Annotated in this window: 19 protein-coding genes; 9 read left to right on the top strand and 10 right to left on the bottom strand. The window is 68.5% G+C overall.

The genetic code is table 11. From position 1 onward, the window contains the following. Positions 1–59: 59 nt before the first annotated feature. Genes glf through KZC52_RS04630 form a run of 3 tightly spaced genes read left to right on the top strand, consistent with a single transcriptional unit; the run spans position 60 to position 2,753 of the window. Positions 60–1,196 carry a UDP-galactopyranose mutase gene (gene glf, locus KZC52_RS04640; RefSeq protein WP_247622889.1) on the top strand — a complete coding sequence of 379 codons (1,137 nt, stop codon included), beginning with the start codon at positions 60–62 and terminating at the stop codon, positions 1,194–1,196. Positions 1,197–1,227: 31 nt separating this feature from the next. Next, positions 1,228–2,019: an ABC transporter permease gene (locus KZC52_RS04635; RefSeq protein WP_247622888.1), complete on the top strand. Its 792-nt coding sequence runs from the start codon at positions 1,228–1,230 to the stop codon at positions 2,017–2,019. Next, on the top strand, positions 2,019–2,753 hold the full coding sequence (locus KZC52_RS04630) for an ABC transporter ATP-binding protein (protein WP_247622887.1): 735 nt from the start codon (positions 2,019–2,021) through the stop codon (positions 2,751–2,753). Before KZC52_RS04635 ends, KZC52_RS04630 begins: the two co-directional genes overlap by 1 nt. Positions 2,754–2,778: 25 nt before the next feature. Here the strand turns inward: KZC52_RS04630 and KZC52_RS04625 are convergent, their stop codons facing one another. From KZC52_RS04625 to KZC52_RS04600, 6 genes are all read right to left on the bottom strand, one after another. Then, positions 2,779–4,401: an ArnT family glycosyltransferase gene (locus tag KZC52_RS04625; protein ID WP_247622886.1), complete on the bottom strand. Its 1,623-nt coding sequence runs from the start codon at positions 4,399–4,401 to the stop codon at positions 2,779–2,781. After that, positions 4,398–7,502 carry a glycosyltransferase gene (locus KZC52_RS04620; protein ID WP_247622885.1) on the bottom strand — a complete coding sequence of 1,035 codons (3,105 nt, stop codon included), beginning with the start codon at positions 7,500–7,502 and terminating at the stop codon, positions 4,398–4,400. Before KZC52_RS04620 ends, KZC52_RS04625 begins: the two co-directional genes overlap by 4 nt. After that, positions 7,495–8,505: a rhamnan synthesis F family protein gene (locus KZC52_RS04615; protein WP_247622884.1), complete on the bottom strand. Its 1,011-nt coding sequence runs from the start codon at positions 8,503–8,505 to the stop codon at positions 7,495–7,497. The genes KZC52_RS04620 and KZC52_RS04615 overlap by 8 nt, the downstream gene beginning before the upstream one ends. Positions 8,506–8,624: 119 nt before the next feature. After that, positions 8,625–9,218, bottom strand: a complete 594-nt coding sequence (locus tag KZC52_RS04610; protein ID WP_247622883.1) for a hypothetical protein — start codon at positions 9,216–9,218, stop codon at positions 8,625–8,627. Next, entirely contained in the window at positions 9,218–10,180 is a 963-nt protein-coding gene (locus tag KZC52_RS04605) for a glycosyltransferase (RefSeq protein WP_247622882.1), read from the bottom strand. Before KZC52_RS04605 ends, KZC52_RS04610 begins: the two co-directional genes overlap by 1 nt. Then, positions 10,177–12,090 carry a glycosyltransferase gene (locus tag KZC52_RS04600; RefSeq protein WP_247622881.1) on the bottom strand — a complete coding sequence of 638 codons (1,914 nt, stop codon included), beginning with the start codon at positions 12,088–12,090 and terminating at the stop codon, positions 10,177–10,179. Before KZC52_RS04600 ends, KZC52_RS04605 begins: the two co-directional genes overlap by 4 nt. 157 nt (positions 12,091–12,247) lie before the next feature. On the opposite strand from KZC52_RS04600, the gene galE reads away from it, so the two are divergent. Next, positions 12,248–13,255, top strand: coding sequence for a UDP-glucose 4-epimerase GalE (gene galE / locus KZC52_RS04595; protein WP_247622880.1), 1,008 nt, complete (start codon positions 12,248–12,250; stop codon positions 13,253–13,255). Positions 13,256–13,267: 12 nt separating this feature from the next. Here the strand turns inward: galE and KZC52_RS04590 are convergent, their stop codons facing one another. Beyond that, positions 13,268–14,521 carry an O-antigen ligase family protein gene (locus KZC52_RS04590; RefSeq protein WP_247622879.1) on the bottom strand — a complete coding sequence of 418 codons (1,254 nt, stop codon included), beginning with the start codon at positions 14,519–14,521 and terminating at the stop codon, positions 13,268–13,270. 41 nt (positions 14,522–14,562) lie between these two features. Then, entirely contained in the window at positions 14,563–15,978 is a 1,416-nt protein-coding gene (locus tag KZC52_RS04585; protein ID WP_247622878.1) for an O-antigen ligase family protein, read from the bottom strand. Positions 15,979–16,046: 68 nt separating this feature from the next. Here KZC52_RS04585 and manA point away from each other — a divergent pair, with 68 nt between their 5' ends. The 4 genes from manA (at position 16,047) to KZC52_RS04565 (ending at position 22,227) form a co-directional block, all read left to right on the top strand. Next, a complete protein-coding gene (gene manA, locus KZC52_RS04580) occupies positions 16,047–17,171 on the top strand; it encodes a mannose-6-phosphate isomerase, class I (RefSeq protein WP_247622877.1) in 1,125 nt (374 codons plus the stop codon). 178 nt (positions 17,172–17,349) lie between these two features. After that, positions 17,350–17,667, top strand: coding sequence for a WhiB family transcriptional regulator (locus KZC52_RS04575; protein ID WP_247622876.1), 318 nt, complete (start codon positions 17,350–17,352; stop codon positions 17,665–17,667). A 109-nt stretch (positions 17,668–17,776) separates the two neighbouring features. Beyond that, on the top strand, positions 17,777–20,848 hold the full coding sequence (locus tag KZC52_RS04570; RefSeq protein WP_247622875.1) for a glycosyltransferase: 3,072 nt from the start codon (positions 17,777–17,779) through the stop codon (positions 20,846–20,848). Next, a complete protein-coding gene (locus tag KZC52_RS04565) occupies positions 20,845–22,227 on the top strand; it encodes a DUF5719 family protein (RefSeq protein WP_247622874.1) in 1,383 nt (460 codons plus the stop codon). The genes KZC52_RS04570 and KZC52_RS04565 overlap by 4 nt, the downstream gene beginning before the upstream one ends. Before the next feature lie 22 nt (positions 22,228–22,249). Here the strand turns inward: KZC52_RS04565 and KZC52_RS04560 are convergent, their stop codons facing one another. After that, positions 22,250–22,678 (bottom strand): hypothetical protein, encoded by a 429-nt coding sequence (locus tag KZC52_RS04560; RefSeq protein ID WP_247622873.1) that lies wholly within the window; start codon positions 22,676–22,678, stop codon positions 22,250–22,252. Between the two features lie 79 nt (positions 22,679–22,757). Here KZC52_RS04560 and KZC52_RS04555 point away from each other — a divergent pair, with 79 nt between their 5' ends. Next, positions 22,758–22,964, top strand: a complete 207-nt coding sequence (locus tag KZC52_RS04555; RefSeq protein ID WP_247622872.1) for a DUF3499 family protein — start codon at positions 22,758–22,760, stop codon at positions 22,962–22,964. Positions 22,965–22,967: 3 nt separating this feature from the next. Here KZC52_RS04555 and KZC52_RS04550 read toward each other — a convergent pair whose 3' ends face one another. After that, a complete protein-coding gene (locus tag KZC52_RS04550) occupies positions 22,968–23,777 on the bottom strand; it encodes an RDD family protein (protein ID WP_247622871.1) in 810 nt (269 codons plus the stop codon). Positions 23,778–23,781: the final 4 nt, after the last annotated feature.

The raw sequence follows: 23,781 nt of genomic DNA, 5'->3' as shown, positions 1-23,781 counted from the left end.
CCGACGGGTCCGGTCGCGACGGGTCCCTCGACGGGGATCCAGACAGGAAAGAAGTATCCATGGACCTCCTCATCGTCGGCTCCGGTCTCTTCGGGCTCACCATCGCCGAGCGGGCAGCCGCGGCCGGACGCAAGGTGACCATCCTCGAACGACGCCACCACATCGGTGGCAACGCGTACAGCGAGGCCGAGGCCACCACAGGGATCGAGGTCCACCGCTACGGGGCGCACCTCTTCCACACGTCGAACGCGACGGTGTGGGAGTACGTCAATCGCTTCACCACCTTCACGAACTACGTCCACCGGGTGTACTCCGCTCACAAGGGCGTGGTCTACCCGCTGCCGATCAACCTCGGCACGATCAACCAGTTCTTCCAGGCTGCGTACAGCCCCGCCGAGGCGCGGGCGCTCATCCAGGAGCAGGCGGGCGAGTTCGACCCGGCGTCGGCGACCAACCTCGAGGAGCGGGGCATCGGCCTCATCGGACGCCCGTTGTTCGAGGCATTCATCCGCGACTACACCGCCAAGCAGTGGCAGACCGAGGCCAAGGACCTCCCGGCCTCGATCATCAGCCGCCTCCCGGTGCGGTACACGTACGACAACCGATACTTCAACGACACCTGGGAAGGGCTGCCGACCGACGGGTACACCGCCTGGCTCGAGCGCATGGCCGATCACCCCAACATCGACGTGCGTCTCTCGACCGATTTCTTCGACGAGGCGCAGCCCCTCAACAAGGCGGCGGTCGTCGGGCAGGTACCCATCGTCTACACCGGTCCCGTCGATCGCTACTTCGACTACACCGAGGGCGAGCTGAGCTGGCGGACCATCGACCTCGAGGAAGAGGTCCTCGACATCGGCGACTTCCAGGGCACCAGCGTCATGAACTACCCGGACGCCGACGTGCCCTTCACCCGTATCCACGAGTTCCGCCATTTCCACCCCGAGCGCGCGGATCGGTACCCGAAGGACCGCACGGTCATCATGCGCGAGTTCTCGCGGTTCGCGGGTCGCGACGACGAGCCCTACTACCCGGTGAACACCGCGACCGACCGTGAGCGCCTCCTCGCCTACCGCGAGCTGATGGCGGGGGAGAAGGACGTGCACTTCGGCGGACGCCTCGGCACCTACCAGTACCTCGACATGCACATGGCCATCGGCTCGGCGCTGTCGATGTGGAACAACACGCTCGCCTGATCGGCGACCGGACGATGTTCCTCACACCGGGATGAGCGAGACCTCGATCGGCGCGCCGGGTTCGGCGCGGCGCTACCTGCACTCCCTCTGGCTCCTGTCGGCCCGCGATCTCCGCGTGCGCTACGCCACGAGCTGGCTGGGATATCTGTGGTCGGTGCTCGACCCGCTTCTGATGAGCCTGATCTACTGGTTCGTCTTCACCCAGGTCTTCTCGCGCACGGTCGGCGAGCAGCCGTACATCGTCTTCCTCATCTCGGCGCTCCTGCCGTGGGTGTGGTTCAACTCGGCGGTGACCGACTTCACCCGCGCCTTCAGCCGTGACTCCAAGCTCGTGCGCTCCACCGCGATCCCGCGATCGATCTGGGTCAACCGGATCGTGCTGAGCAAGGGCATCGAGTTCCTCTGCTCGCTGCCCGTGCTCGCGGCCTTCGCGATCTTCGCGGGTGCGACGGTGTCGTGGCAGCTGCTGTGGTTCCCTGTCGCGGTGCTCCTGCAGGCGGTTCTGCTGGTGGGCCTCGGACTCCTGGTGGCTCCGCTGTGCGCGCTGTACGCCGACCTCGAGCGCACCACCCGCCTGATCCTGCGCGTGCTGTTCTACGCCTCACCGATCATCTACGCCGGCTCCGACCTCCCGGGGGCTTTCGGCGAGTTCGCGGCGGCCAACCCGCTGTTCGGCATCTTCAGCCTCTACCGGGTCGCGTTCTTCCCCGATCAGTGGAACCCCACCGAGATCCTGGGCGCGGTGCTGGTGAGCGCCCTCATTCTGGTTCTCGGCATCCTCGTCTTCCGGCGCCTCGAGCCCGCTGTCCTGAAGGAGCTGTGATGAGCGCGATCGAGGTCGTCGATCTGGGTGTCCGCTTCCGTCGCAATCGGCGGGGGCGCCGGAGTTTCAAGGATCTCTTCGGAGGCAAGGGCCGCGGCAAGCGTCCCGGCGAGTTCTGGGCCCTCCGGAACGTCTCGTTCATGGTGCAGCCCGGTGAATCCATCGGCGTCGTCGGCCGTAACGGTCAGGGCAAGTCGACCCTGCTGAAGCTCGTCGCCGGGGTGCTTCTGCCCGACGAGGGGCGCGTTGACGTGCACCAGGGCGTCGCCCCATTGATCGAGCTCACCGGCGGGTTCGTCGGCGATCTCACGGTGCGCGAGAACGTGCGTCTCACCGCGGGATTGCACGGGATGAGCCGCGCGGAGATCTCCCGTCGGTTCGACGGCATCATCGCGTTCGCCGAGCTGCAGGACTTCCTCGACACCCCCTACAAGCATCTGTCGAACGGCATGAAGGTGCGTCTCGCCTTCTCCGTCGTCTCGCAGCTCGAAGAGCCGATCCTTCTCGTCGACGAGGTGCTCGCGGTGGGGGACAAGGCCTTCCGCGAGAAGTGCTATCGCCGCATCGACGAGCTGCTCGCCGAGGGTCGCACGCTCTTCTTCGTGAGCCACAACGAGCGAGATCTGCGTCGGTTCTGCGAGCGCGGTCTCTATCTCGACAAGGGAGCGCTCGTGCTCGACGGGCCGATCGGCGACGTGCTCGACCGGTACAACTCCGACAGCGCCCCGGCCTGATCGGGCACCCGATCCGAGTGCGGACTCACTCCGACGGCGTCCCCGGCGTGCGGTGCAGGATGAGCTGAGGCCCGCCGTTCGCCCCGCCGGCGATCTGCGCGAGGAAGTCGATGCTCTTCCAGATGCGCACGGGCTCCCACGGCGACGCGGGGACGATGCCGACGCTGTCCCACTCCGTGTCGATCGGGAGCTGCTGGATCGCCGCGTACACGGCCTGTTCCTCGGGCTTGTTCTCGGCCAGGAGGTAACGGTCGACCATCGAGGAGGACGTGAGGATATAAGGCAGAGGGTCGATCCCCTCGCGCGGACCGACGACTCCGTCGACGATCGCGAGCTCTGCAGCGAGGTTGCGGGGACCGTCGGTGTTGAAGGGGGTGTAGCCGTCGTAGAAGGTGTCGTCGGCTTCGATTCCCCGAGCAGCGAGGCCGGCGGCCGCCGTCTCTCGCGTGTCGGGCGCCAGCGCGACCGCGAGCTGAGCGAAGGATGCCAGGAGGAGCGAGAGCCCGGATACCGCCGCGAGAACGCCGACGACGACCCTCGGTGTGCGGCCACGCAGGGACGACCAGCGCCACGCGGCATCGAGACCCACCGCCGCGAGGAGGAGCGGCGTGATGAACATCGGCAGGCCCCAGCGGTCCCAGTGCAGGGTGAGCACGGAGATGGCCACCCAGAACACCACTCCGGTGAGGAGGGGAGTCATGTCCCATCGCCGCCCGACGACGGCGGCGATGAGCCCTGCCGCCGCGAAGAGCACGACGATGATGCCGCCGCTGCTCAGGAATGAGGACGCGTAGAAGAGCGCGTTCCCCGACCAGTCCAGACCATCGGCCCCGAGATGCCCCGTAGAGTTCTGCTGGAACAGCTGGGCGCGGACCTCGGAGAAGTTGATGAAGAGCGTCGGCGAGAGCGCAAAGGTGAACCCGAGGACCATGACGATCGCCGCAGCCCCGCGGACCGGGATACGCCAGTACTGTCGCGACCGGATCGAGGCGACGATCACCGCGACCGCGATCGTCGAGGTGGCGGCGACGGCCGGATACTTCGCGGTGATGCCGATCGCCACCCCGGCGGATGCCAGGACGAGCCACGGCCAACTCTCGCGCTGGATGTACCGCACGGCGCCGAGGATCGTCAGGAGTACGGCGAAGACGAGGGGGACATCGGGCGTCGCATACCGGGAGTGCTCGACGAGCGGGGGGAAGAACGCGATGGCGAAGGCCGACCACAGTCCTGCCGTGCGGGCGTACGAGCTGCCGATGAAGTAGGCGACGACGATGGATGCCGTGCCGAGCGTCGCCGTCGTCGCCCGGGCGAGGGCGTAGAAGGGGGCCTGGTCGACCGCGAAGAGCGCTTCGGGTGATCCGCCACCGAAGAGGTACGACCACGCCTGGTAGATGATGTAGCTCAGCTGCGTCTCGAGGTGATCGGGACGGAAGAAGAACGGAGGGGCGAAGGAGTTCCGCTGGGCCATATCGATGGCACCCTCGACGACCACCCATTCGTCCGCGTGGAGCTGGAGGGGGAGTCCCCACCCGATGCCGCCGAAGCGGACGATCGCCCCGACGACCACGATGGAGAGCAACGCCCACCCGACGAGGTCCGGGCGGCGCAGGCGACGGCGCGTCAGTGGCGCGTCGACTGCGCTCACCGTCGACCCTGTGCGGCGAGATCGGCGATCGCGTGATCGAGGAGGATGCGTGCGCGCGCCGCGAAGGAGTGCTCCTCACGGATACGCCGGCTGACACCGGCGAGAGCATCGGCGTCGGGGAAGCGCTCGTCGAGGTCGCTCTCGAGGAAGGGGACGATCTCGGAGACGGTGTCGTAGGTCTGCACGGCGCCGTCGAAGATCTGGTCGATGCCGGGCACGTTGTCGCTGAATGCGCGACCGCCAGCCGCGACGACGTCGAACAGACGATTCGAGATGAATCCTTCGCGCTGCATGTCGGCCCAATGATCGTTGAGCACGACCGAGGCCGACGAGTAGAGATGGCCGAGCTCGGTGTTGTCCACGCGCTCGCCGCTGATGGCGGCCGCAGGCACGAAGCGTTCCCAATCGCCACCATATAGCTCGAGAGGGAGTCCTGCGCGTACCGACTCCATGACGGTCGGACGCGGGATTCCCCGACTGTTGCCGACGAAGAGCGGGCCGCGCTTCGGGGAGGGGGTCTCCGCATCACCGGGGTGGAAGCGCTCGGGATCCGTGCATTGCAGGAGAGCCTCGACGGGAAGCCCCCAACGCTCGGACTGTTGGGCCGACCAGCTGAGGGAGGCGGCGAAGATCCGATCGAAGCGCTGTGCCTCGGCCCTGGTGACCATATCGGGATGGCTGATGACCCAAAGATATGACAGCGCTGAAGCGGACGGAACGAACTCGTCGAGGCCGCGAAGATGGATCACGACGTCGTCGAGATAGTCGGTCTCGCGGCGTTGTGCCTCGCGGGCATCGACGGATGCCTCTTGGCCGAGCGACTCGAGCGCTGCGGCGAGCGATCTGCCGAAATGGGTATCGCCCCAGGTCTCTCCGGCAGGACCTGCCGGAGAAGCGGTCTTGATCGCCCAACGCAGGCGCGGCAGAGCGCGTCCGCCGATCGAGACATCCCTGCGATCGCGCGTGACGATGGGCTGGAGCTTCATCGACTCCGCTGGATCCGTGCGAGGGAAGTCCTCGCTCAGGTTCTCGTCGGTCTGACGCCAGTGCATGACGCGCATTCCCAACGGTCCATAGACGGAGTCCGCACCGGCGTCGGCTAGCGGTGGCTGTTTCGCCCTCAGCGTCGCCGCGGTGCCGCCGGGGTCTGTCGCGGTGAATGCCCGAGCGCTGGTCACCTGGGTGAAGATGATGTCAGTGCGCACGGCGAGCTTCTTCTCAGCGAGGGAGCCGCTGAGTCCGGCGAGCTCGTGCTCGTTGAACAGCAGCGGGTCGAGCCCACCGATGTCTTGCAACGTCGCTCGATCCATCGCGAACGTGCGGCCCGAGAGACCGTCGATCGCGACTCGTCCCTCCAGACGGTGGATGTCCTCGGCCGGGTGATTCACGAGGAGGGGGGCCGGTCGCCTCTGCCGACCGATGAATGCGGTCCCCGCGCTCTCCACGGTGCCATCGGTGGAGAGCGTGACCGGTATCGCGGCATCGGATCGAGCGGAGTGCACCTCCTCGATGAGTGCCGTCACGGAGGAGACATCGAACACGGACCTCGGGTCGATGACGGCGAGAACCGAGCTTCGACTCCTTCGGAGCTCGAGGTTCACGACGTACGCGAACGCCTCTCCATCCTGATGGATCCGTGCGGCGACCTCCGGATGGAAATGAGTGAATGCGCGCACACGTCGCCATTCGTCGGGCTTCATCCCGACGCCGACGATCACGATCTCCCTCTCGACGGCGCAGAGCTCGGAGAGCGCTTCGAGTTTCGCGCCGAGTGTCGGGTCCTGGGCCTGGATGAGCGCGACGACCGTGGCTTCGGTTGAGAGATTCGAAGGCTCCGAAACGGCATGGCGCATCCGCACAGCGGTGTTCCATCCGCGCGCCTCGCTGGTCGAGATCCGATCGGTGGACTCGTCCGAGTTGTCGTAACGCGCACCCAAGGTCGGCACATGCACGATGGTGGAGACCTCGGCGATCTTCAGGATCAGGTCGTAATCGACAGCGCGGCGGAGGCTCAGATCGAAGGCTCCCACGCTCTCCACGAGGTCACGCCGCACGATGAGCGTGTTCAGATCGATCGAGTTGCCGAGCAGCAGGCTCTCGCGGTCCTGGTCGCCGTAGCGGTAACGGATGCTCTCACCGTCATCGACCTCGATACTGGCGTACGCCGCCTTGAGGCCGTCGCCGGTCATGCTCGTCACCATGTCTCGGAGGAACGTGGGGAGCCAGGTGTTATCGCTGTCCAGGAACGCGATGTACTCACCGGTCGCTTCGGCGATCCCCGCGTTGCGAGCTGCGCAGACGCCGCTGTGATCCCGTCTGATCAGATGAATGCGGTCGTCCCGTTCGACGAGAAGCTCAGCGACGGCGAGAGTGTCGTCCCACGAACCGTCATCGACGATCAGGAGCTCCCAGTCTTCCCAGGCCTGCGCGAGCACGGACTCGACGGCGCGCCGCAGACCGCCTCCTCGATTCCAGACGGGCATGATGATGCTGACCCGCGCACCGCGCGTGACGCCGGCCGCAGCGGCGAGCGATTCGGGATGCGGCAGACGTGGGCGCATCCCGCGCGCCTCCCGTCTGCGCTGGATCGTCGCCCACTCCGTCGTCGCGGCGAAGAGCACGGGATAGATCTCAGCCCACGTCGTCGTGCGCCCACCATCCACGTTCACCGTCAGAGTCGTCGCCGGGTCTTCCCGCACCCGGTCCCAGAGATGGCCGATGGGGCCGGCGGGATGCGACAGGGAGTCGGGGTGCTGCGTCGCGTAGTCGACCGAGCTCCACACGTCACTCGTCTTCGTCTGCCAGGACGTGCCGTTGAAGTAGTCGTAGATCGATGGGCGACCGGTCCGGGGCAGATCTCGCTCCGCGACGAACGGGTCGATCAGGACATTGAGCGTGTACCCGAGATCGTGACCCAGCGCGACGTAGTGCGCCGCGGCCGCGTTCTCGTCGATCTCGGAGACCCCGAGCTGGGCGGCATACAGCGCGGTGTCGATGATGCCCAGCCGGATCAGACGCTCTGTTCGACGGCGCGGGTCGCTCGCTTCCAGAGCCGTTCGGACGACGGGCACGCGCCGTGCCAGGCGTGAGAGATCACGCATCGAAGACATGTTGCGTCCCCTTCGATTCCTTGATGTGAGGCGGGCGGTAGCCGACCGTGACTTTCTGGAGCGGTGTCAGCCGGGCAGGAGCGTGGTTCTCGAACGGGCGGTTTCCGTAGGAGCTGCGTGTCCCGCGCAAGAACTCGGAGACCCCCTCCATCTGGACGGGGTACTTCTTCTCGAGATCGGCGAGCAGGGATCGCGAGTCGAGCCAGTAGGGGTCGTTGCGCAGAACGTCGATCTTGATGATCGGAAGGCGACCACGGTCCAGTGTGGAGTCGGCGAAGGCGCTCGACCAATTGAGGTTGTCCGCCTGCCGAGGATCTCGTCGCCGCCTGCTGTCGAAGTACCCGTCGCGCGCGCGGTCGAATCGTGCGTGGAACACCTGCTGGCGACGATGCAGCCAGTGGGCCCCGCGCCGATTGGCGCGGAGACGCTCTGCGGTCGTCGGTTCGAAGTAGGAGCCGATCGCGAATCCGGCATCTGTCATGGCGCGACTGATACCGACCTCCTGCTGGAGAATGGCACTCATACGATCGGGTGCAGGCTTCGCATCCACCCAGAAGCGACGGAACGCCTGCGAGCGGAGCGCCGGCTGGGTGAAGTGCAGGAAGTAGCTCTGCACATGGGGAGCGACGCGATTCGTCCGTGTCATTCCCCACAACTCGACCGGTCTCGCGCTCATCGTCTGCATGATCTCGCCCAGCGGGCGGAAGAATCCGACATAGGAGTCGTTCGTCAGGAGGACCTCGTCGTAGGACTGCGCCCAGTCGTAGCGTTCGAGGCAGTCCCGCCACGAACCGAAGTCGTGGCCGTAGTTGGCTCGGCGGATCAGCGTCGCTCGCGACGAGATCGCCGATGCGGCCGCTGGGGAGAGATCGACGGTCGTCGCGAGCACGACCTCGTCGAACTGGGATCCGAGTTCGTCGAGCTGGCGGAGGACGTGCGGGGCCGCCTCGCCACGGGGGTCGTAGTGTGCGACGAGCGCGAGCCGTTTCGTCATGCGTCCTCTCCGGTGGTCTTCCGCTCAGACATGTCCGTATCCTTCGTCCGATCGAAGCGCGTGGGGCGCTTCATGCGCAAAAGTGCAGTTTACTGGTCGCTTCTCGGGCCGAAGCCGCATCAGATCCCGAGGAGTCCTCGGAGCGTCTGGAGTCGCTCACGGGCCGTCGTCACGGAGTCCGTCGTGCTCCCGCCGCTCTCGGCGGCGGAGCGGACCTCGGTCAGCGCCGCGGAGTACTCCGAGACGGCTGTGAACCAGGAGTCCGAGATCGACGTGGGCGGTGTCGTCTCCGCCAGCCGCTGGGCGTCCTGCTGCAGTTGATCGACGACTCCGACGGCGTCCTGCCCGCTGAGCTGAGCCAGCATGTCGAGGCCGCGCAGACCGTCATCGAGGCGCGGCTGGACCTGTGCCACGAAAGCGGAGAGGTCCGGCGCGGGCGCGACCGGGGGAGTGCCCGGCTCCTCGGAGGGGTTCTCGGATGCTCCCGGATCGGGTTCGTCCGACGGCGTTGGGCTCGCGGACTCGGATGACGAGGGAGACGGCGTCGGGGCGCCGCCCGGGGTCTCGCCGCGGAGCAGGAAGAACCACAGGAGCGCGGCCACGATCGCGAGGGCAAGGATCACCGAGCCGATGATGATCCAGATGCGCGCACGATTCTTCGGTTTGGGCGGGATGGGGGCCCAGCGCAGTTCCGGCTGAGGGGCGTTGGACATCACGCCTCCAGGGGCGACATCGGCTGCCAGGAGCGATCCCGGGAGATCTTCCGCCCCTCCTTGAGACCGCGGAACAGATTGCTGGTTCCGCGCACGGTGCGCTCGACGAAGACCAGGCGGATCAGCTCCTTGGCGAAGGTCATCGCCGTGCCCAGGCCGAAGAGCACCGGGTTGTAGTTGTCGTGGATGCGGTAGTAGTGCTTGATGTGGGCACGGTTGCGCATGATGTAGAAGCGATAGGCGTTGCTCGACGCGTTCATGTGGCGGATGCCCATGTCCCACTGCTTGATCTCGCGGGTACGGCGCAGCACGAACTCATCGACGATCACGGCGGTCGTGAGGCGCGATGCCAGCCAGCCGTACATCTGGTCGTCCCAGTAGATGAAGAATCGATGATCGGGGAGGCCGATCCGCTTCACGATCGAGCGGTGGATGAACATCCCCTCGAAGCATCCGCTGTTCATCTCCTTGAACCCGGAGGCGTCGAAGCCGGACGGCGCGAAGGGGATCGGGATCCCCATGCGCTCGGCGATCCGGTACTGCCAGTAGAACTCGCTGCCGTCGTAGTCGTAGCGGCGTCCCTGGATGCTCTTGAACCGCGAGGACCACTTGCCCATCTTTGCGAGACCGTCGGGGATGACCTCGACGTCGTCATCCATCATCCAGATCCATTCGGAACCCAGCTCGTACGCCGTGCGCATGCCTTCGCTGAACCCACCGGATCCGCCGGTGTTCGTCTCGAGGCGGCGGTAGACGATCTCGGTGCCGATGCCCGCCCGGAACGACTCCACGACCTCGGTCGTGTCATCGGCGGACGCGTTGTCGATGATCACGACGTGGCCCGGCTTCGGGTCCATCGTCGTGATGCTCTCCAGCAACCCGGTGAGCAGGTGCGAGCGGTTGTAGGTGACGATGACGATCGTCGCCGTGGCCGGGTCGAAGGCGACGGATGCCGCGGTCATGCCTGCTCCTCGAAGATCTGCTCCCAGGATTCTGGTGAGACGAGTCCGGGCAGCGCATCGCGGTACTGCTTCTGCAGCTCCGGCCACCTGCGCTGCAGTTCTGCGTGGAGGCGCACGCTCTCGCGCAGCATCCGGCGGTACTTCGCGCGGTCGCGCGTGTAGATGTTCTTTCCCGACCCGTCGGCCGTGCTGACGAGTGCGCTGTCGAAGACCGGAAGGCGCCACCAGTGCGCATCGTCCTTACCGAACTCCACCTCGGGCTGGGCCACGTTGGCGGGATTCGGCTTGTGAAGCCAGTGCGCGATCAGCGTCGTCAGGGTGAACTTGCGCAGCGCCAGGCCGCTCGGGCTGTCGTACTCGTGCCGTGAGCGCTGTCGCTGGAAGACCTGGCGTCCACGACGCGAGTGGAGCACGGCCGTCGGGTCTTTATGGATCACGGTCTCGGGGTACTCCGACGACAGCGCTCGGGCGGCCGGCATCGCGGTCGCGAGCGTGCGTCGCATGTGGTCCGGGCCGGAGAGCACGTCACGCAGGGCGCGCGCACGGAGGGCCACCGGGTAGTACTGCATCATCATGAGGTGCTTGAGGTCGACGCGGCGGCTGTGTCGGATCAGGTGCCCGCCCTTCGGGGCGTTCGAGTGGAGGAGCCCCGCCACGATGCGGTTGCGGGCATGGAAGTACGCCTGCCAGTCGATCGAGTCGTCCTTATTGAGCCACGAGACGTGCCACAGGGCGACGCCCGGCATCGACACCGTCGGGAATCCGGCCTCGCCAGCGCGCAGACAGAACTCGGCATCGTCCCACTTGATGAAGGCGGGGAGCGAGAGGCCGACCTTGCGGATCGCGTCGAGGGGGATGAGGCACATCCACCAGCCGTTGTAGGCGGAATCCATGCGCATGTGCAGAAGCGGCGACTGGCGCAGGTTCGAGGCGCCGAAGTCGTGCGGCATCTCCTCCTGATAGAGGTTGCGCCACATGAACGGCGCTTCGTCGACGACCTCGGCCCAGCCGTGCAGCTTGGGCCGGTCGAGGAGATCGAACATGTGGCCACCCACGAGCACCGGGTTCGTGGCGTACCGCCCGAAGACGACGGAACGGCGCAGCGACTCCGGCTCGATGCGCACGTCGTCGTCGAGGAGCTGTACGAAGTCGCTCTCCGGGCGCTGCAGGGTTTCGTGCATCGCCCGGGCGAAGCCGCCGGAGCCGCCGAGGTTCGCCTGCCGAATCACCTGGAGGGTCTCGCCGAGCTCTGCCGCGACCTCCGTGAGTCCGTCCTGATCGGCGACGAGCTGGGTGCCCTGGTCGACGAGGAAGATGCGGTCGACGAACTCGAGAGCATCGGGCGATGCGGCGAGGGCCTGCAGGGTCTCGACGCAGTAGTCGGGCTTGTTGTAGGTCGTGATTCCCAGCGAGGCCTTGCCCGTGCGGGCCGGCTCCTGCTCGGTGGTCCACTCGGCGCCCTCGAGAATGACGTTGCTCTCGTCGGCGACGACGTCGAACCAGAGCCATCCGCCGTCGCTGTACTGGGTGAGTTCGAGGTCGAACGTCGTCGACGATTCGCCGGTGACCTCGCTCGTGGCGACGCGCTGACGCACACCGGAGCCGTTCGAGCGGTACACGAGGATGGTGGCGGATCCGCTGGTGCGGACGGTCAGCTGCACCTGGCGGATGCTCGTCCAGTGCTGCCAGTACGAGGCGGGGAACGCGTTGAAGTACGTGCCGAGCGACACTCGTCGGCCAGCGACGATGCGGGCGCGGTGGCGGCCGAGGATGTTGCCGAGATGCGCACGGTTCGAGACGCGCACCGGCTCGTTCTCGATGACCGACCACGTCTCGGGGTCGGCGTACAGCGGGAGGAGGTCGGGGTCGCGATCGAGCGGGAAGACGACGTTCTGCAGGACGTGGGCCACGGGGGAGTTCTCCGGAGGGGTTTGCGCCGACTGCCGCCGGACGGGCGGAGCAGTGGACTCTGCGAGCAGTGAGTAGCCTACCCTCCGCCACCTCGGGATCCGCGGAGAGTCGGCGGGTCCCCGGCGGTGTCGAGGGCGCGGGATAGGATGGCGGGCGATGAAGGTATTGATCACCGGCGGTGCGGGATACATCGGATCGACTGTCGCGACGGCGTGCCTGGAGGCCGGGATCGAGACGGTGCTGATCGACGATCTGTCGACCGGGCTGCGCGCGTTCGGCGAGGGGCGGGGCCTCTACGTCGGCGACATCGCGGATGCCGAGGTCCTCGACCGGGTGCTGGCCGACCACCCCGACATCGACGCCGTGGTGCACTGCGCCGCGCGGATCGTGGTGCCCGAGTCCGTCGACGATCCCCTGGGCTACTACGACACGAACGTGGGCAAGACGGTGCTGCTCCTCGCACGCCTGCGCGCGGCCGGAATCGATCGGATCGTGTTCAGCTCCTCCGCCGCGGTCTACGCGGCCGAGACCGGCGGCGGGGTCGACGAGTCCGGGGCGCTCGCGCCGTCGAGTCCGTACGCCTCGACGAAGGCCATGGTCGAGCAGATCCTCCGCGATGCGGCGGTGGCCGGCGACTTCCGCGCGATCGCTCTGCGCTACTTCAATCCGATCGGTGCCGACCCCCGCCTGCGCACCGGGCTCCAGAACCCGCGACCGACCCATGCGCTCGGCAAGATCATGCAGGCGAAGGCCGAGGGTGTGCCGTTCACGATCACCGGCACCGACTGGCCCACGCGCGACGGTTCCGGCCTGCGCGATTACATCCATGTGTGGGACCTCGCCCTCGCCCATGTCGCCGCCGTGCAGCGCTTCGACGACATCGTGACGACGCCGGATCCCTACCGGGTGATCAATCTGGGCACCGGCGACGGCGTCACCGTGCGCGAACTCGTCGCCGCCTTCGAACGGGTGACGGGGGAGCCCCTCCCCGTCGTCGATGCGCCGCGTCGCGCAGGGGACCAGGCCGGAGCCTTCGCGATCGTCGATCGAGCGCACGATCTGCTCGGTTGGCGCGCGGAGCGATCGACCGACGACGGCGTGCGCGATGCCCTCGACTGGGCGGAGAAGCTGCCCGCCGTGCGCGCCGCCTCCGACGCGCTCTGATCGAGCGTTCGCTCAGCCCTGCGCGCGCAGCGTCGGGATCACACCCGTGTGCGCGGCGTCGATGTTTTCGCGCCACGAGCGCGACTGGCCGGCGCGCAGCGCGCAGAGCACGAGCAGGAACCACCCGGCTCCCACCAGGGTGAAGCTCTCGAAGACCGAGTCGACGGCGAGCGTGATCAGAGTGATGGGCGTCCACGCGTAGACGACGGAACGGCGCACGCTCGCCACCAACCAGGAACGAACGAGCGCGACGCCTCCGAGCAGGAGGAACAGCACGAGTCCGGCGGTGCCGAGCTGGAGCACGACGTCGAAGAAGGCGTTCAGTGCGCTTTGATGACGATCGTCGAGCAGGAAGTTGATGTACGTGAAGGGGTATTCGCCCCGCGTCCATGCCCCGAACCAGCCCCAGCCCTCGATCGGCTTGAGGGCGACGAAGTCGAGGATGGTGTTCCACAGGGTGGCGCGGATCGAGAAGTCCGAACCCGCGTCGAGCAGCGCGATGATCTGGTGCCGGAAGGCGAAGGCCACCGCCAGGGCAGCGGTGACGAGCACGCTGAGCGACCATTGCACGATGCTGCGTCGGGCCGGGGGCGAGTGCCGCACCAGGGTCAGCGCCGCGGTCACGATCCCCACCGCGGCGGCGAGGACGAGCACGGTCGGGGAGGACGAGAAGGCGGCGAGGAGTACCGCGAGAGCGATGGACGGGATGGCGATCGCTCGGCTCACGGACTGGGTACGCCACTCGATCACGAAGGTGATGAGGGCGATCACGGCGACGAAGCCGAGCATGTTCCGGCTGCCGAAGATGCCCTGGACGGGGCCGCCGGCCGCGAGGTTCCCCTGGATCCCGAGCGCGACGAACGGCACGTCGAGCAGGATGCCGGAGAGGGTCTCGAGCGCGAGGGAGACGACGAGGAGTCCGCGCAGCGCGTCGCCGAGAGCGCGGACGGTCTGCAGGGTGTCGCGGATATGCCCGACGGTGAGGGCGAGGAACGCGTAGCCGAACAGCGACGACCACCCCAGCAGCGTCTCGCCGCGGTCGGTCGTCCACACCAGGCTCACCAGCGCCCATCCGAGGAAGGCATAGAGCGAGAACGGTGCCAGGCGCAGTGCGGAGAGCTCCTCGCGCCGGGCCCACAGGATCGCCGCTCCGAGCAGGCAGAGCACGGCGATGATCGTCGCGAGCGTCACACGCGAGGTCAGTCGCTCGATCGCGAACGATCCGAACACGGCGGTGATCACCGCGAGCGTGAATGCCCTGGCCATCTCGACCGACCCGAGGAGTCGGACCGCACGGGTGGTCGACGTCACGGGATCCGCCGGGCGCGCGCGCCGCGGTCGAACAACTGCTCCCGCTCGCCGACGCCGATCAGGGGCACCGACTTGAGCTTGAACGTGAACATCACCAGCAGCATCCATCCCCAGAGCATGATCGGGGTGGACTCGGAGAGTCCCTGCACCAGCAGCACGATCGTGAACATGCTCGGCAGGAGCGTGATCGGCGAGAAGTTGCGCGAGGAATTGAGATCCCATCGGGGGCGGTCGACGGCGAAGAACCACGACCGCCAGAGCAGGCTCAGATACGAGATGCCCATCAGGATCACGCCGAGGATGCCGAGCTGCATGAGCACGTCGAGCCACATGTTGTGCGCGTGGAAGACGGTGAGGCCGTGGTCGACGATCCAGCCGTCGAAGGCGGGATCGTCGGGAATCCACGGACTCGAGAAGCCGTTGCCGAACAACGGATGCTGGGCAGCGCGCTCGAGCACCGCGGTCCAGATCTTGTCGGAGCGCCCCGTCAGGTCGGCGCTGCGCCCCGCCAGGCCGAGCAGCGGCTCCCGGAACAGCCACACGGCGGCGGCGAGCACGGCGGAGCCGCCGATCGCGATCACGTAGATGCGCGTGCGGTCCCCGGGCGTGCGCGCGCGACGCATGACGAGGGCGACGGCCAGCGCGACGCCCACGGCGGCGGCGCAGATGAGGGCGGTGGTCGAGGCGGTGCGCACGAGGAAGAACGCGGCGAGCAGCATCCACAGCGCGAGCGTGGTCCGCCAGCGCGCGCGGGCGGCGAAGAGCACTCCGAAGGTGAGGATCGCGAACAGGGAGATGATCGCGAGGATGTTCGCGTTCGCCACGATGCCCTGGAGTCGACCGCCGTCGAACAGGTTGTCGCGCACCCAGTACAGCTGCGGGTCGATCCCGTCCTCGGGGATGACGGCGAAGTTCGGAAGCAGCGGGCCGTGGATCACCAGCGACACCCATAGCTCGAGCGCGATCGAGAGGCCGAGGATCCACTTGAACGTCGATGAGAGAGCACGCACGATCTCGTGCCACGTCAGCACGTGCGCCACGAACAGTCCGTTGACGGTCACCGCGGCGAGGAGCAGCCAGGTGAGCAACGTCGGCCCCCGCCACTGAGACCACGCGACCGAGACGAGCGCGAGGGTCGTGTAGGCGAGAGCCGTCCACGGCAGGCGCCGCCAGCGGAACGCCTGCGGGCGGTTGCGCGCCAGCATCGGGACGCCGATCGCGACGGTGGCCAGCGTGAACACGACGAGCACGACGGCGGCGCCGAGCATACCGAGGAGGTTGTAGACGGCGGTGTGCGCGAACGTGACGAAGAGCGTGAGGATCACGTAGCCGCGCAACAGCAGATGCCCCGTCGATTCCCGCTCGGGGGCGGTCGGCGGGGCGCTCACCGGATGCTGGGTGTACTGGGCCATCGCGATCAGGGTACCGCGAGGCGGTCACGTGCGTCTGTGAGCGGCGTGGCGCGCTCTACGCTGGGAACATGCTGCTGCACCTCACCAATGCACCCCGCGACTACGCCTGGGGATCGGAGACCCTTCTCGCCGAGCTCGAAGGGCGTGCGCCGAGCGGCGCCCCCGAGGCGGAGGTCTGGTTCGGGGATCACCCGGGGGACCCCGCGGATGTGGTGGGCGGCGGCACGCTCGATGCGGTCACCGGCGGAACGCTTCCGTACCTGCTGAAGCTGCTCGCGGCCGCTCAGCCGCTGTCGATCCAGGTGCACCCGACCCTGGCGCAGGCGAAGGAGGGCTGGGAGCGCGAGAGCGGCCTCGCGCTCGACGATCCGCAGCGCAACTATCGCGACGCGAACCACAAGCCCGAGCTGCTGGTCGCGCTGAGCGAGCGCTTCGAGTCGCTCAGCGGCCTGCGCCCGGTGGCACAGACGTTGCAGCTCATCGATGCCCTCGCACCCACCGCCGCGGTCGTCGCGCTCCGCGAGCGTCTCTCCGCCGAAGGTGACGTCCTGCGCGACACCCTCGAGTGGCTGCTCGACGGGTCGGCGGGCGAGGCCGTCGACGGCGTTATCGACGCGGTCCTCACCGCCTCCCGCAGGGACGCGGGGGAGTGGAGCGACACTCTGCGCGCGATCGCGCGGATCGCCGACACCTACCCCGGTGACCCGGGGGTCGTGGTCGCGCTGCTGATGAACCACCTCGTGCTCCGCCGGGGCGAGGGCGTCTTCCTGCGCGCCGGTCTCCTGCACGCCTACCTCTCGGGCCTCGGCGTGGAGATCATGGCCGCCAGCGACAACGTGCTCCGCGGGGGACTCACGCCCAAGCGGATCGACGTGCCGGAACTCCTGTCGCTCGTCGACACCGCCCCCGGGCTCGTCCCGGTGCTGCGCCCTGCCGAGGAGGGCGCGATCACGACGTACGACGTGCCGGTTCCGGACTTCGCGTTGCGCCGCATCGTGCTCGACGGCTCGCCGACGAGCGTGCCCGTCGACGGCAGGACCATGGTGCTCGCCACGGACGGCACGGTTCGCATCGAAGGCGCGGATGCCGCGATCGATCTGCCCGTCGGGGCCGTCGCCTATGCGTCCGACGACGAGACCGAGCTGCGTCTGTCCGGCCTCGGCGAGGTCTTCATCGCGTCTCCGGGACACTGACGCGCGACGTCTGCGCCCGAGTCCACCTTCGGTCGCGCGACACGCCGATATGCCGTCAAGAACCTTCAATACATGATTGAGGGTTTACGATCCGCGACTTGACCCGAGCGAATGACACGGGTGTAATTAGTGGTGCACGGCCCGGCGGGGGGCGAGATATGAGGGGTTGGAGGTCGAGATGACGGGATACCGATCCGACGTTCCGGAGAACTGGTTCGTCGACCCGGTCAACCTCGGTGTACCCGGGGTTCGAAAGGTCGAGGCAGACGACGACAACGCTCTCGCCTGGCAGACCGACGCCCTGTGCTCTCAGACCGATCCCGAGGCGTTCTTCCCGGAGAAGGGCGGCTCGACGCGAGACGCCAAGCGCATCTGCACCTCGTGCGACGTGCGCGGGGAGTGCCTCGAGTACGCGCTCAACAACGACGAGCGGTTCGGTATCTGGGGCGGTCTCTCCGAGCGCGAGCGTCGCAAGCTCAAGCGCCGCGCCAGCTGAACGGCGACGCACCCGCCGGTCTCCCGGATGGAATCCGACCGGGACCTTCGCGGGCGCGCCGCACCGGCTGCCTTCTCCCGCGTCGCACCGCGCTTAGGCTGACGATGTCATGCCAGCCCGAGTTCACGCCATCATCGTCGCGCGCCCCGGTTCCTCAGCCCGCGCGCAACTGCTCCGCACCCTCGAGGCGCTGAGATCGCAGACCGCACCGGTGGAAGCGGTCACCCTCGTGGTCTGCGGCAACGCCGCATCGGCTCGTACCAGCGAGGCCGTCGCGCAGACGGTCGAGGGGATCGTCGAGGCCCGGCACTCCACCTCGTTCGCCGAGGCCGTCGAACTCGCGCGTCCCCGGGTCGCCGAGAACAGCGCCGTATGGCTCCTCGCACACGACACCGCGCCGCACCCTCGGGCCCTGGAGCGCCTCGTCGGGATGCTCGAGCGTTCGCCGTCGGCCGCGATCGCGGCACCGAAGCTGGTCGCCACCGACAACGATCGTGAGATCGTCTCCCTCGGCGTCAGCATGACGAGCCTCGGCCGTTCGGTCGAGCTCTCGGCGGGTGAGCTCGACCAGGGGCAGCACGACGGTCTCGATGAGGCGCTCGCGGCCGACATCCGCGGCATGCTGATCCGCAGCGAGGTGCGCGATGCGCTCCGCCCGGACCCGGCGCTCGCCGGAGCCGATGAGGGCCTCGATCTGGGCGTGCGCGCTCGTCTCGGCGGCGGACGCGTCGTCCTCGCCCCGACCGCGCGGATCTCGGTCTCGCCCGACGGCCCGGCATCGCTCCCTCGCGGCCGCTCCCGGCGTGCCTATGTGACCCGCCTCGCCCAGCTGCATCGCCGCCTCGCCTATGCGCCGGCGATCGCCGTGCCGCTGCACTGGATCGCGCTCCTGCCCCTCGCGCTGTGGCGCTCGATCGCGCACCTCGTCGGCAAGCGCCCCGAGGAAGTCTTCCCCGAGTTCGGTGCCGCCGTGGTGGCGATGCTCCGATTCGGAGCGCTCGCCCGTTCGCGTGCCGCCATCCGATCCTTCCGCACCTCGTCGTGGGCCAGCATCTCGCCCCTGCGCGTCACGGGCTCGCAGCTCCGCCGTCGTCTCGACGACGGCCACGGCAGCGAAGGCGGCGCCGTCAGCGAACTGCACTTCTTCGGCGGCGGTGGCGCGTGGGCCGTGCTGGCCGCCCTCGCCGTGAGCGTCGCGTCGTTCACCTCTCTTCTCGCCTGGCCCTCGCTCGGCGGCGGAGCTCTCCTGCCGCTCCGGCAGACCGTCGCGGGACTCTGGCAGGACGCGGCGTGGGGAGTCCGGGGGCTCGGCCTCGACGTCGTCGGTCCGGCCGATCCCTTCGCCGGTGTGGTCGCCGTCCTCGGCTCGCTCTGGCCGGGATCGCCGTCCTTCGCCCTCGTGCTCCTGTGGGTGCTCGCGCTGCCGCTCGCCGTCCTCGGCGGTTGGTTCGCCGCGACGCGGGTGACGGATCGCGCGGGGCTCCGCATCTTCGCGGGAGTCGGATGGGCTCTGGCGCCGACGTTCCTCACCGCGCTCGTCGACGGCCGCCCAACCGGCGTTCTCGTGCATCTCCTCCTGCCCTGGCTGTTCCATGCGGCGGTCGTCGCCCATCGATCGTGGGGAGCGGCGGGGGCGGCATCGCTGGTGTTCGCCGCCGTGGCCGCATGCTCGCCGTCACTCGTCCCCGCACTTCTCGTGCTCTGGGTCGTCGGGCTCGGGATCACTCTGGGTACGGCCCAGTTCCGTGGCGCCGTTCGCCTGCTCTGGACCCCGATCCCGGCTCTCGTGCTCTTCGCGCCGCTCGCGTACGCGCACCTCGTCGACGGATCGCTCGTCGCACTCCTGGCCGATCCCGGGGCGATCTGGGCCGGCCCGCAGGCGGCGGCGGATGCCGCAGGGCGCCTCGCCCTCGCGACGGGATATCCCACCGCGGATGCCGCAGGGTGGGCGGCTTTCCAGATCGCGCCGCTCGGCGCCTGGGCGGCCGTGTTCAGCGCGCCTCTCGCCCTGCTCGCGCTCGGTGCGGCCGTCGCGCCGCGCTGGCGTACGGGTATCACCCTGCTCGTCGTCTCGCTCGCCGGCTTCGCGACGGCGTTCCTGGCCGTGGGCGTCACGGTCAGTTTCGCGCAGGGCACGCCGGTCGCCATCTGGCCGGGTGCCGGGCTCTCGCTCGCGTGGATCGGCATCGTCGGTGGCGCGGTCGTCACCCTCGACACCGCTGTCACGTTGCCGCAACTGCGCACGGCCGTCACCGGCATAGCCGCGATTGCTCTGGTGGTCGGAGCGGTGCCGGCCCTCACGGCTCTCCATCTCGACGCATCCGCTCTGCGCAACGGGCCCGATTCGACGCTTCCCGCGTACGTCGCTGCGCAGGCCTCCGGGGATCAGCCGATCAGCACGCTCGTCCTCACGCCGCAGAACGACGGCGGACTCGCCGCCGAGGTGGTCTGGGGCGCGAGTGAGACCCTGGGTGCGCAGACCACGATCCTCTCGACAGCGGAGCAGCCGCGAGGGACCGACATCGCCGCCCTCTCGGTCGACCTGCTCTCGGCGCGCGATTTCGATGCGCCGGGGGAGCTCGCCGCCCACGGGATCAGCTACGTGCTCGTCGCGCAGGTGCCGGGCGATGAGGCCGACCAGGCTCGTTCGATGCGGACGTCGGCGATCACCGCGATCGATCAGCGCGCCGGGTTCGTGCACGCCGGCACCACGGATCGCGGCGTTCTCTGGAGGGTCGACACCGATATCGCCGCACCGGCGACTCTCACGAACGAGCAGGAGCATCAGGCGCGACTCGTCGTCACTCTGCAGTTGATCTTCCTGTTCGCCGCTCTGCTCCTCGCTCTGCCCACCCGTACGTCGCGACGCGCGGCGCGTGCGCAATCCCGCATCGTCGGGCGTGCGCCCGAGGAGCCACTCGTCCTCCCACGGCATCGCGAGGAGCTCGCGGAAGCCTCGATCGTCGAACCGGGCGGAGTGGACGAACTCGCCGAGGCCGCGATCGTCGGCGAGACGCCCGCGGATGCACTCGAGGAGGCCGTCGCACCGGACGGCGAGACCTCGAGGAACGACGTGGAATCACGCGGAGAGGCCGTTGACGCGCCGACAGGAGATGCTGCCGTCGACGATGACGCCGCCGATTCCTCCGGAGACCCCGAGACCGAGGAGAAGCAGCGATGAGCCGTACGCGAGTCTTCCGAGTGGTCGCCACCGGTGCGCGCGTCACCGTCGGAGCCGCCGTCGCGATCGCCTGCGTCGCCGGCGTCGTCACCGCGATCCACGCGCCGTGGCCCGAGGTCGCACATGACCCCGCGCAGGTGGAGGTCACGCCGCTTCCCGGAGCGCCGATGCTCGTGTGCAACGGCGACTTCCGCGCGATCGGTCGAGACTCCTCCGATCCGTTGAGCATGCGCTCGGCGGGGTCCCCATCGGTGACCGTGGACGGCACCGGTGGAGCTCCGGCCTCGGCCCCGATCGCCGCGCCCGATCTCATCGGTGGCGGCGAGGTCGACCGATTCACCGGAGAGGTCGTCGACCGGAGCGCGCCCCTCATCGCCGCGACCGAGTCGATCTCGGTCTCGGCGACGGATCTGGCGGGCTTCGCCGCCCTGCCCTGCGGGGAGAGCAGGTTGGAATCCTGGCTGGTCGGCGGAAGCGTCGCCACCGGGACCAAGGACATCGTGACCCTCACCAACGCGGCGGCGGTGACGTCCACCGTGACCCTCTCGACGTACGGGGATTCGCGGAGCAACCGCACCGTGATCGTCCCGGCGATGACGCAGGTCGCCCTTCCGCTCAGCTCGATCGCGGCGGGCAACACGACACCCGTGGTCGAGGTCACGGCCGAGGGGGCTCCTGTGAGGGCGGTTCTGCAGTCCTCCTTCGTGCGCACGCTCGACCCGGCCGGCATCGACCTGCAGGAAGCGGTTGCCGGGCCGCAGCGGCATCCGGTGATCGTCGGCGTGCAGTCGTTCGACGGCGACGGGGACAACGCCGACATGACGGTGCTCCGGCTGCTTTCGGCCGGTGCGGACGGGCGAGCCGTCGTCACGGTGCGCGCGGTCGGTTCACCCGAGGTCGTCGAGGAGTTCACGGTGGATCTCGCGGCCGACACCCCGGCGGAGGCGTCGCTCAGCGCCCTCGCGCCTGGGTCGTACTCGGTGTCGATCGACGCCGACGCCCCGGTGGTCGCGGGTGTCCGTCAGCAGAACGGATTCGGCAAGGGCGCGGACTTCTCGTGGATGACACCGGCGCCGGAGATCGGCACGGACGCCCTCTTCGCGGTGCCGAACGGACCCCAGCCGGCGCTTTACCTCATCAACGAAGACGGTGCCGATGCGACCGTCACCCTCGAGAACCTCAGCAGCGGGAACTCCCGCGAGGTCGTCGTGCCCGCCGGCAGTTCGGTGGCGGCGACACTCAACGGCGATACGGTCTATCGGCTCAGCACCTCTGACGCCGTGCGCGCGGCGATGAGCATGTCCGGTGCCGGAGCGCTCGCGACGTGGCCTCTGCAGCCGAGCGCGGGCGCGGAGAAGAGCATCACGGTCTACCCCTAGACACGGGGACGATGCGCTCCGGTCAGTGGTCGTGGCCGAGATCCCACGGCTCGCGGCCGACGTACTCCGCCGCTGCCCGGAAGACGGCGCTCTCGATCGCCATCCGTCGGTGCGCGTTGTCGTCGTGGCCGGGAGGGAGAAGACGCTCGATGGGCAGGCGGAAGAGCACGATGCGTGCGTGCTCGCGATCGAGGTACCAGCGCGGCACCTCGTCACCCGCCTCGAATCCGGGCATCGCACCGATCTCGAATCGCACGTCCTGCAGCTCCGGCCACGTGCCGCGGAGGAACTCGACGGCGGTTCCCACCGAGAGGTCGAACCGGTCGAGGCGTCCGTCCAGCGGAGCCAGGGGAGGCCGCACGACCTCGCTGCGGCCGAGACGGCCGTGGCGTCCGTGCCGCGCGCCTCGCCGGGGCGTCTCGGGGGTGCGGGTGGCGCGTCGACGGGGCATGACGAAAGTCTAGGCCGTGTGCGGCATCGGACGGCGCGGCATCCGTCCTGGACGCGCACCGGACCGTAGCCTGGCACGGATGGACGGACGACTCTGCTCGAAGGTGGGCTGCGCGCGCGAAGCGGTGGCCACACTCACGTACGACTACGGCGACCAGATGGCCGCGCTCGGTCCGCTCGGACTCGAGCGTCACCCGCACGCTCACGACCTGTGCGCCCAGCACGCCGACCGGTTGTCGGTGCCCGCAGGGTGGATCGTCGTGCGCCACGAGGCGCTGCGCGCCTGAGCGTCAGACCCCGACGCGGCGCCCCGAGAGCCGCTCGGCGCGGGCATCCGAGGCGATGAGTGCGCGTCGCTCCCGCTCGCGACGGATCACCGTGATCGCGACCAGGGCACGCTCCGGCGAAGCCTGCGGCAGGGGGGAGACGAAGGCGGATGCCTCGGCGAGCAGCTCGTTCGCGACGCGCGCGCGTGCCCCGGGAACGAGCTGGTGCGCCGAGGCGAGGAAGTGCGAGATGCGCCGCGCGAGACGGTCGGGCAGACGCGCGACGTCGGCGATCTGCGACCAGCCGAGGAGCTCACCGGGCATCACCGGAACGCTCTGGGCAAGCTTTGGCGTGCGCACGCGCTGGCTGTAGGTGCCCGCCACGAGATCTCCCAGGCGCTGGGACCGTGCGGTGAGGGCGCCTGAGAGGACGGCGAGGCCGCCGAAGGTCATGTAGATCTCGAGCACGCCGAGAAGCGCGCGGATGAAGGCGTGACGGAATCCCGTCGCGCCGCCGTCGATCCGGACGATGCGCCCGCCGACGGCCAGCTTGCCGAGGCTGCGGCCCTTCGTCAGCATCTCCATGCTCAGGGGGAGCATGAGGAAGCTCACCGCGAGAGAAGCGATGGTCGCGATCCGATCGGTCGCCTCGGTGAGAACACCGGCATCGAGCAGCCAGACGCGGAGGAACAGCCACAGGATGAAGACCCCGTAGCCGAGCAGCATGTCGATGAGCGCACCGAGAGAACGCATGAGGAACCCGACCGGCTGGACGTCGATGGCGACGGCTTCCCCGGACAGCATCTCGTCGGTCGTATCGATCGGCACGGACATGAGT

The organism is Microbacterium galbinum, assembly GCF_023091225.1.
In the GTDB taxonomy this organism is placed as follows: domain Bacteria; phylum Actinomycetota; class Actinomycetes; order Actinomycetales; family Microbacteriaceae; genus Microbacterium; species Microbacterium galbinum.
This window is presented reverse-complemented; position numbering and strand designations above follow the sequence as displayed.

Excerpts from the sequence above, each read along its gene's own strand:
- glf (WP_247622889.1), top strand. The coding sequence starts at position 60 with ATGGACCTCCTCATCGTCGGCTCCGGTCTCTTCGGGCTCACCATCGCC.
- KZC52_RS04635 (WP_247622888.1), top strand. The coding sequence starts at position 1,228 with ATGAGCGAGACCTCGATCGGCGCGCCGGGTTCGGCGCGGCGCTACCTG.
- KZC52_RS04630 (WP_247622887.1), top strand. The coding sequence starts at position 2,019 with ATGAGCGCGATCGAGGTCGTCGATCTGGGTGTCCGCTTCCGTCGCAAT.
- KZC52_RS04620 (WP_247622885.1), bottom strand. The coding sequence starts at position 7,502 with ATGCGTGATCTCTCACGCCTGGCACGGCGCGTGCCCGTCGTCCGAACG.
- KZC52_RS04615 (WP_247622884.1), bottom strand. The coding sequence starts at position 8,505 with ATGACGAAACGGCTCGCGCTCGTCGCACACTACGACCCCCGTGGCGAG.
- KZC52_RS04610 (WP_247622883.1), bottom strand. The coding sequence starts at position 9,218 with ATGTCCAACGCCCCTCAGCCGGAACTGCGCTGGGCCCCCATCCCGCCC.
- KZC52_RS04605 (WP_247622882.1), bottom strand. The coding sequence starts at position 10,180 with ATGACCGCGGCATCCGTCGCCTTCGACCCGGCCACGGCGACGATCGTC.
- galE (WP_247622880.1), top strand. The coding sequence starts at position 12,248 with ATGAAGGTATTGATCACCGGCGGTGCGGGATACATCGGATCGACTGTC.
- KZC52_RS04590 (WP_247622879.1), bottom strand. The coding sequence starts at position 14,521 with ATGGCCAGGGCATTCACGCTCGCGGTGATCACCGCCGTGTTCGGATCG.
- KZC52_RS04585 (WP_247622878.1), bottom strand. The coding sequence starts at position 15,978 with ATGGCCCAGTACACCCAGCATCCGGTGAGCGCCCCGCCGACCGCCCCC.
- manA (WP_247622877.1), top strand. The coding sequence starts at position 16,047 with ATGCTGCTGCACCTCACCAATGCACCCCGCGACTACGCCTGGGGATCG.
- KZC52_RS04575 (WP_247622876.1), top strand. The coding sequence starts at position 17,350 with ATGACGGGATACCGATCCGACGTTCCGGAGAACTGGTTCGTCGACCCG.
- KZC52_RS04570 (WP_247622875.1), top strand. The coding sequence starts at position 17,777 with ATGCCAGCCCGAGTTCACGCCATCATCGTCGCGCGCCCCGGTTCCTCA.
- KZC52_RS04565 (WP_247622874.1), top strand. The coding sequence starts at position 20,845 with ATGAGCCGTACGCGAGTCTTCCGAGTGGTCGCCACCGGTGCGCGCGTC.
- KZC52_RS04560 (WP_247622873.1), bottom strand. The coding sequence starts at position 22,678 with ATGCCCCGTCGACGCGCCACCCGCACCCCCGAGACGCCCCGGCGAGGC.
- KZC52_RS04555 (WP_247622872.1), top strand. The coding sequence starts at position 22,758 with ATGGACGGACGACTCTGCTCGAAGGTGGGCTGCGCGCGCGAAGCGGTG.
- KZC52_RS04550 (WP_247622871.1), bottom strand. The coding sequence starts at position 23,777 with ATGTCCGTGCCGATCGATACGACCGACGAGATGCTGTCCGGGGAAGCC.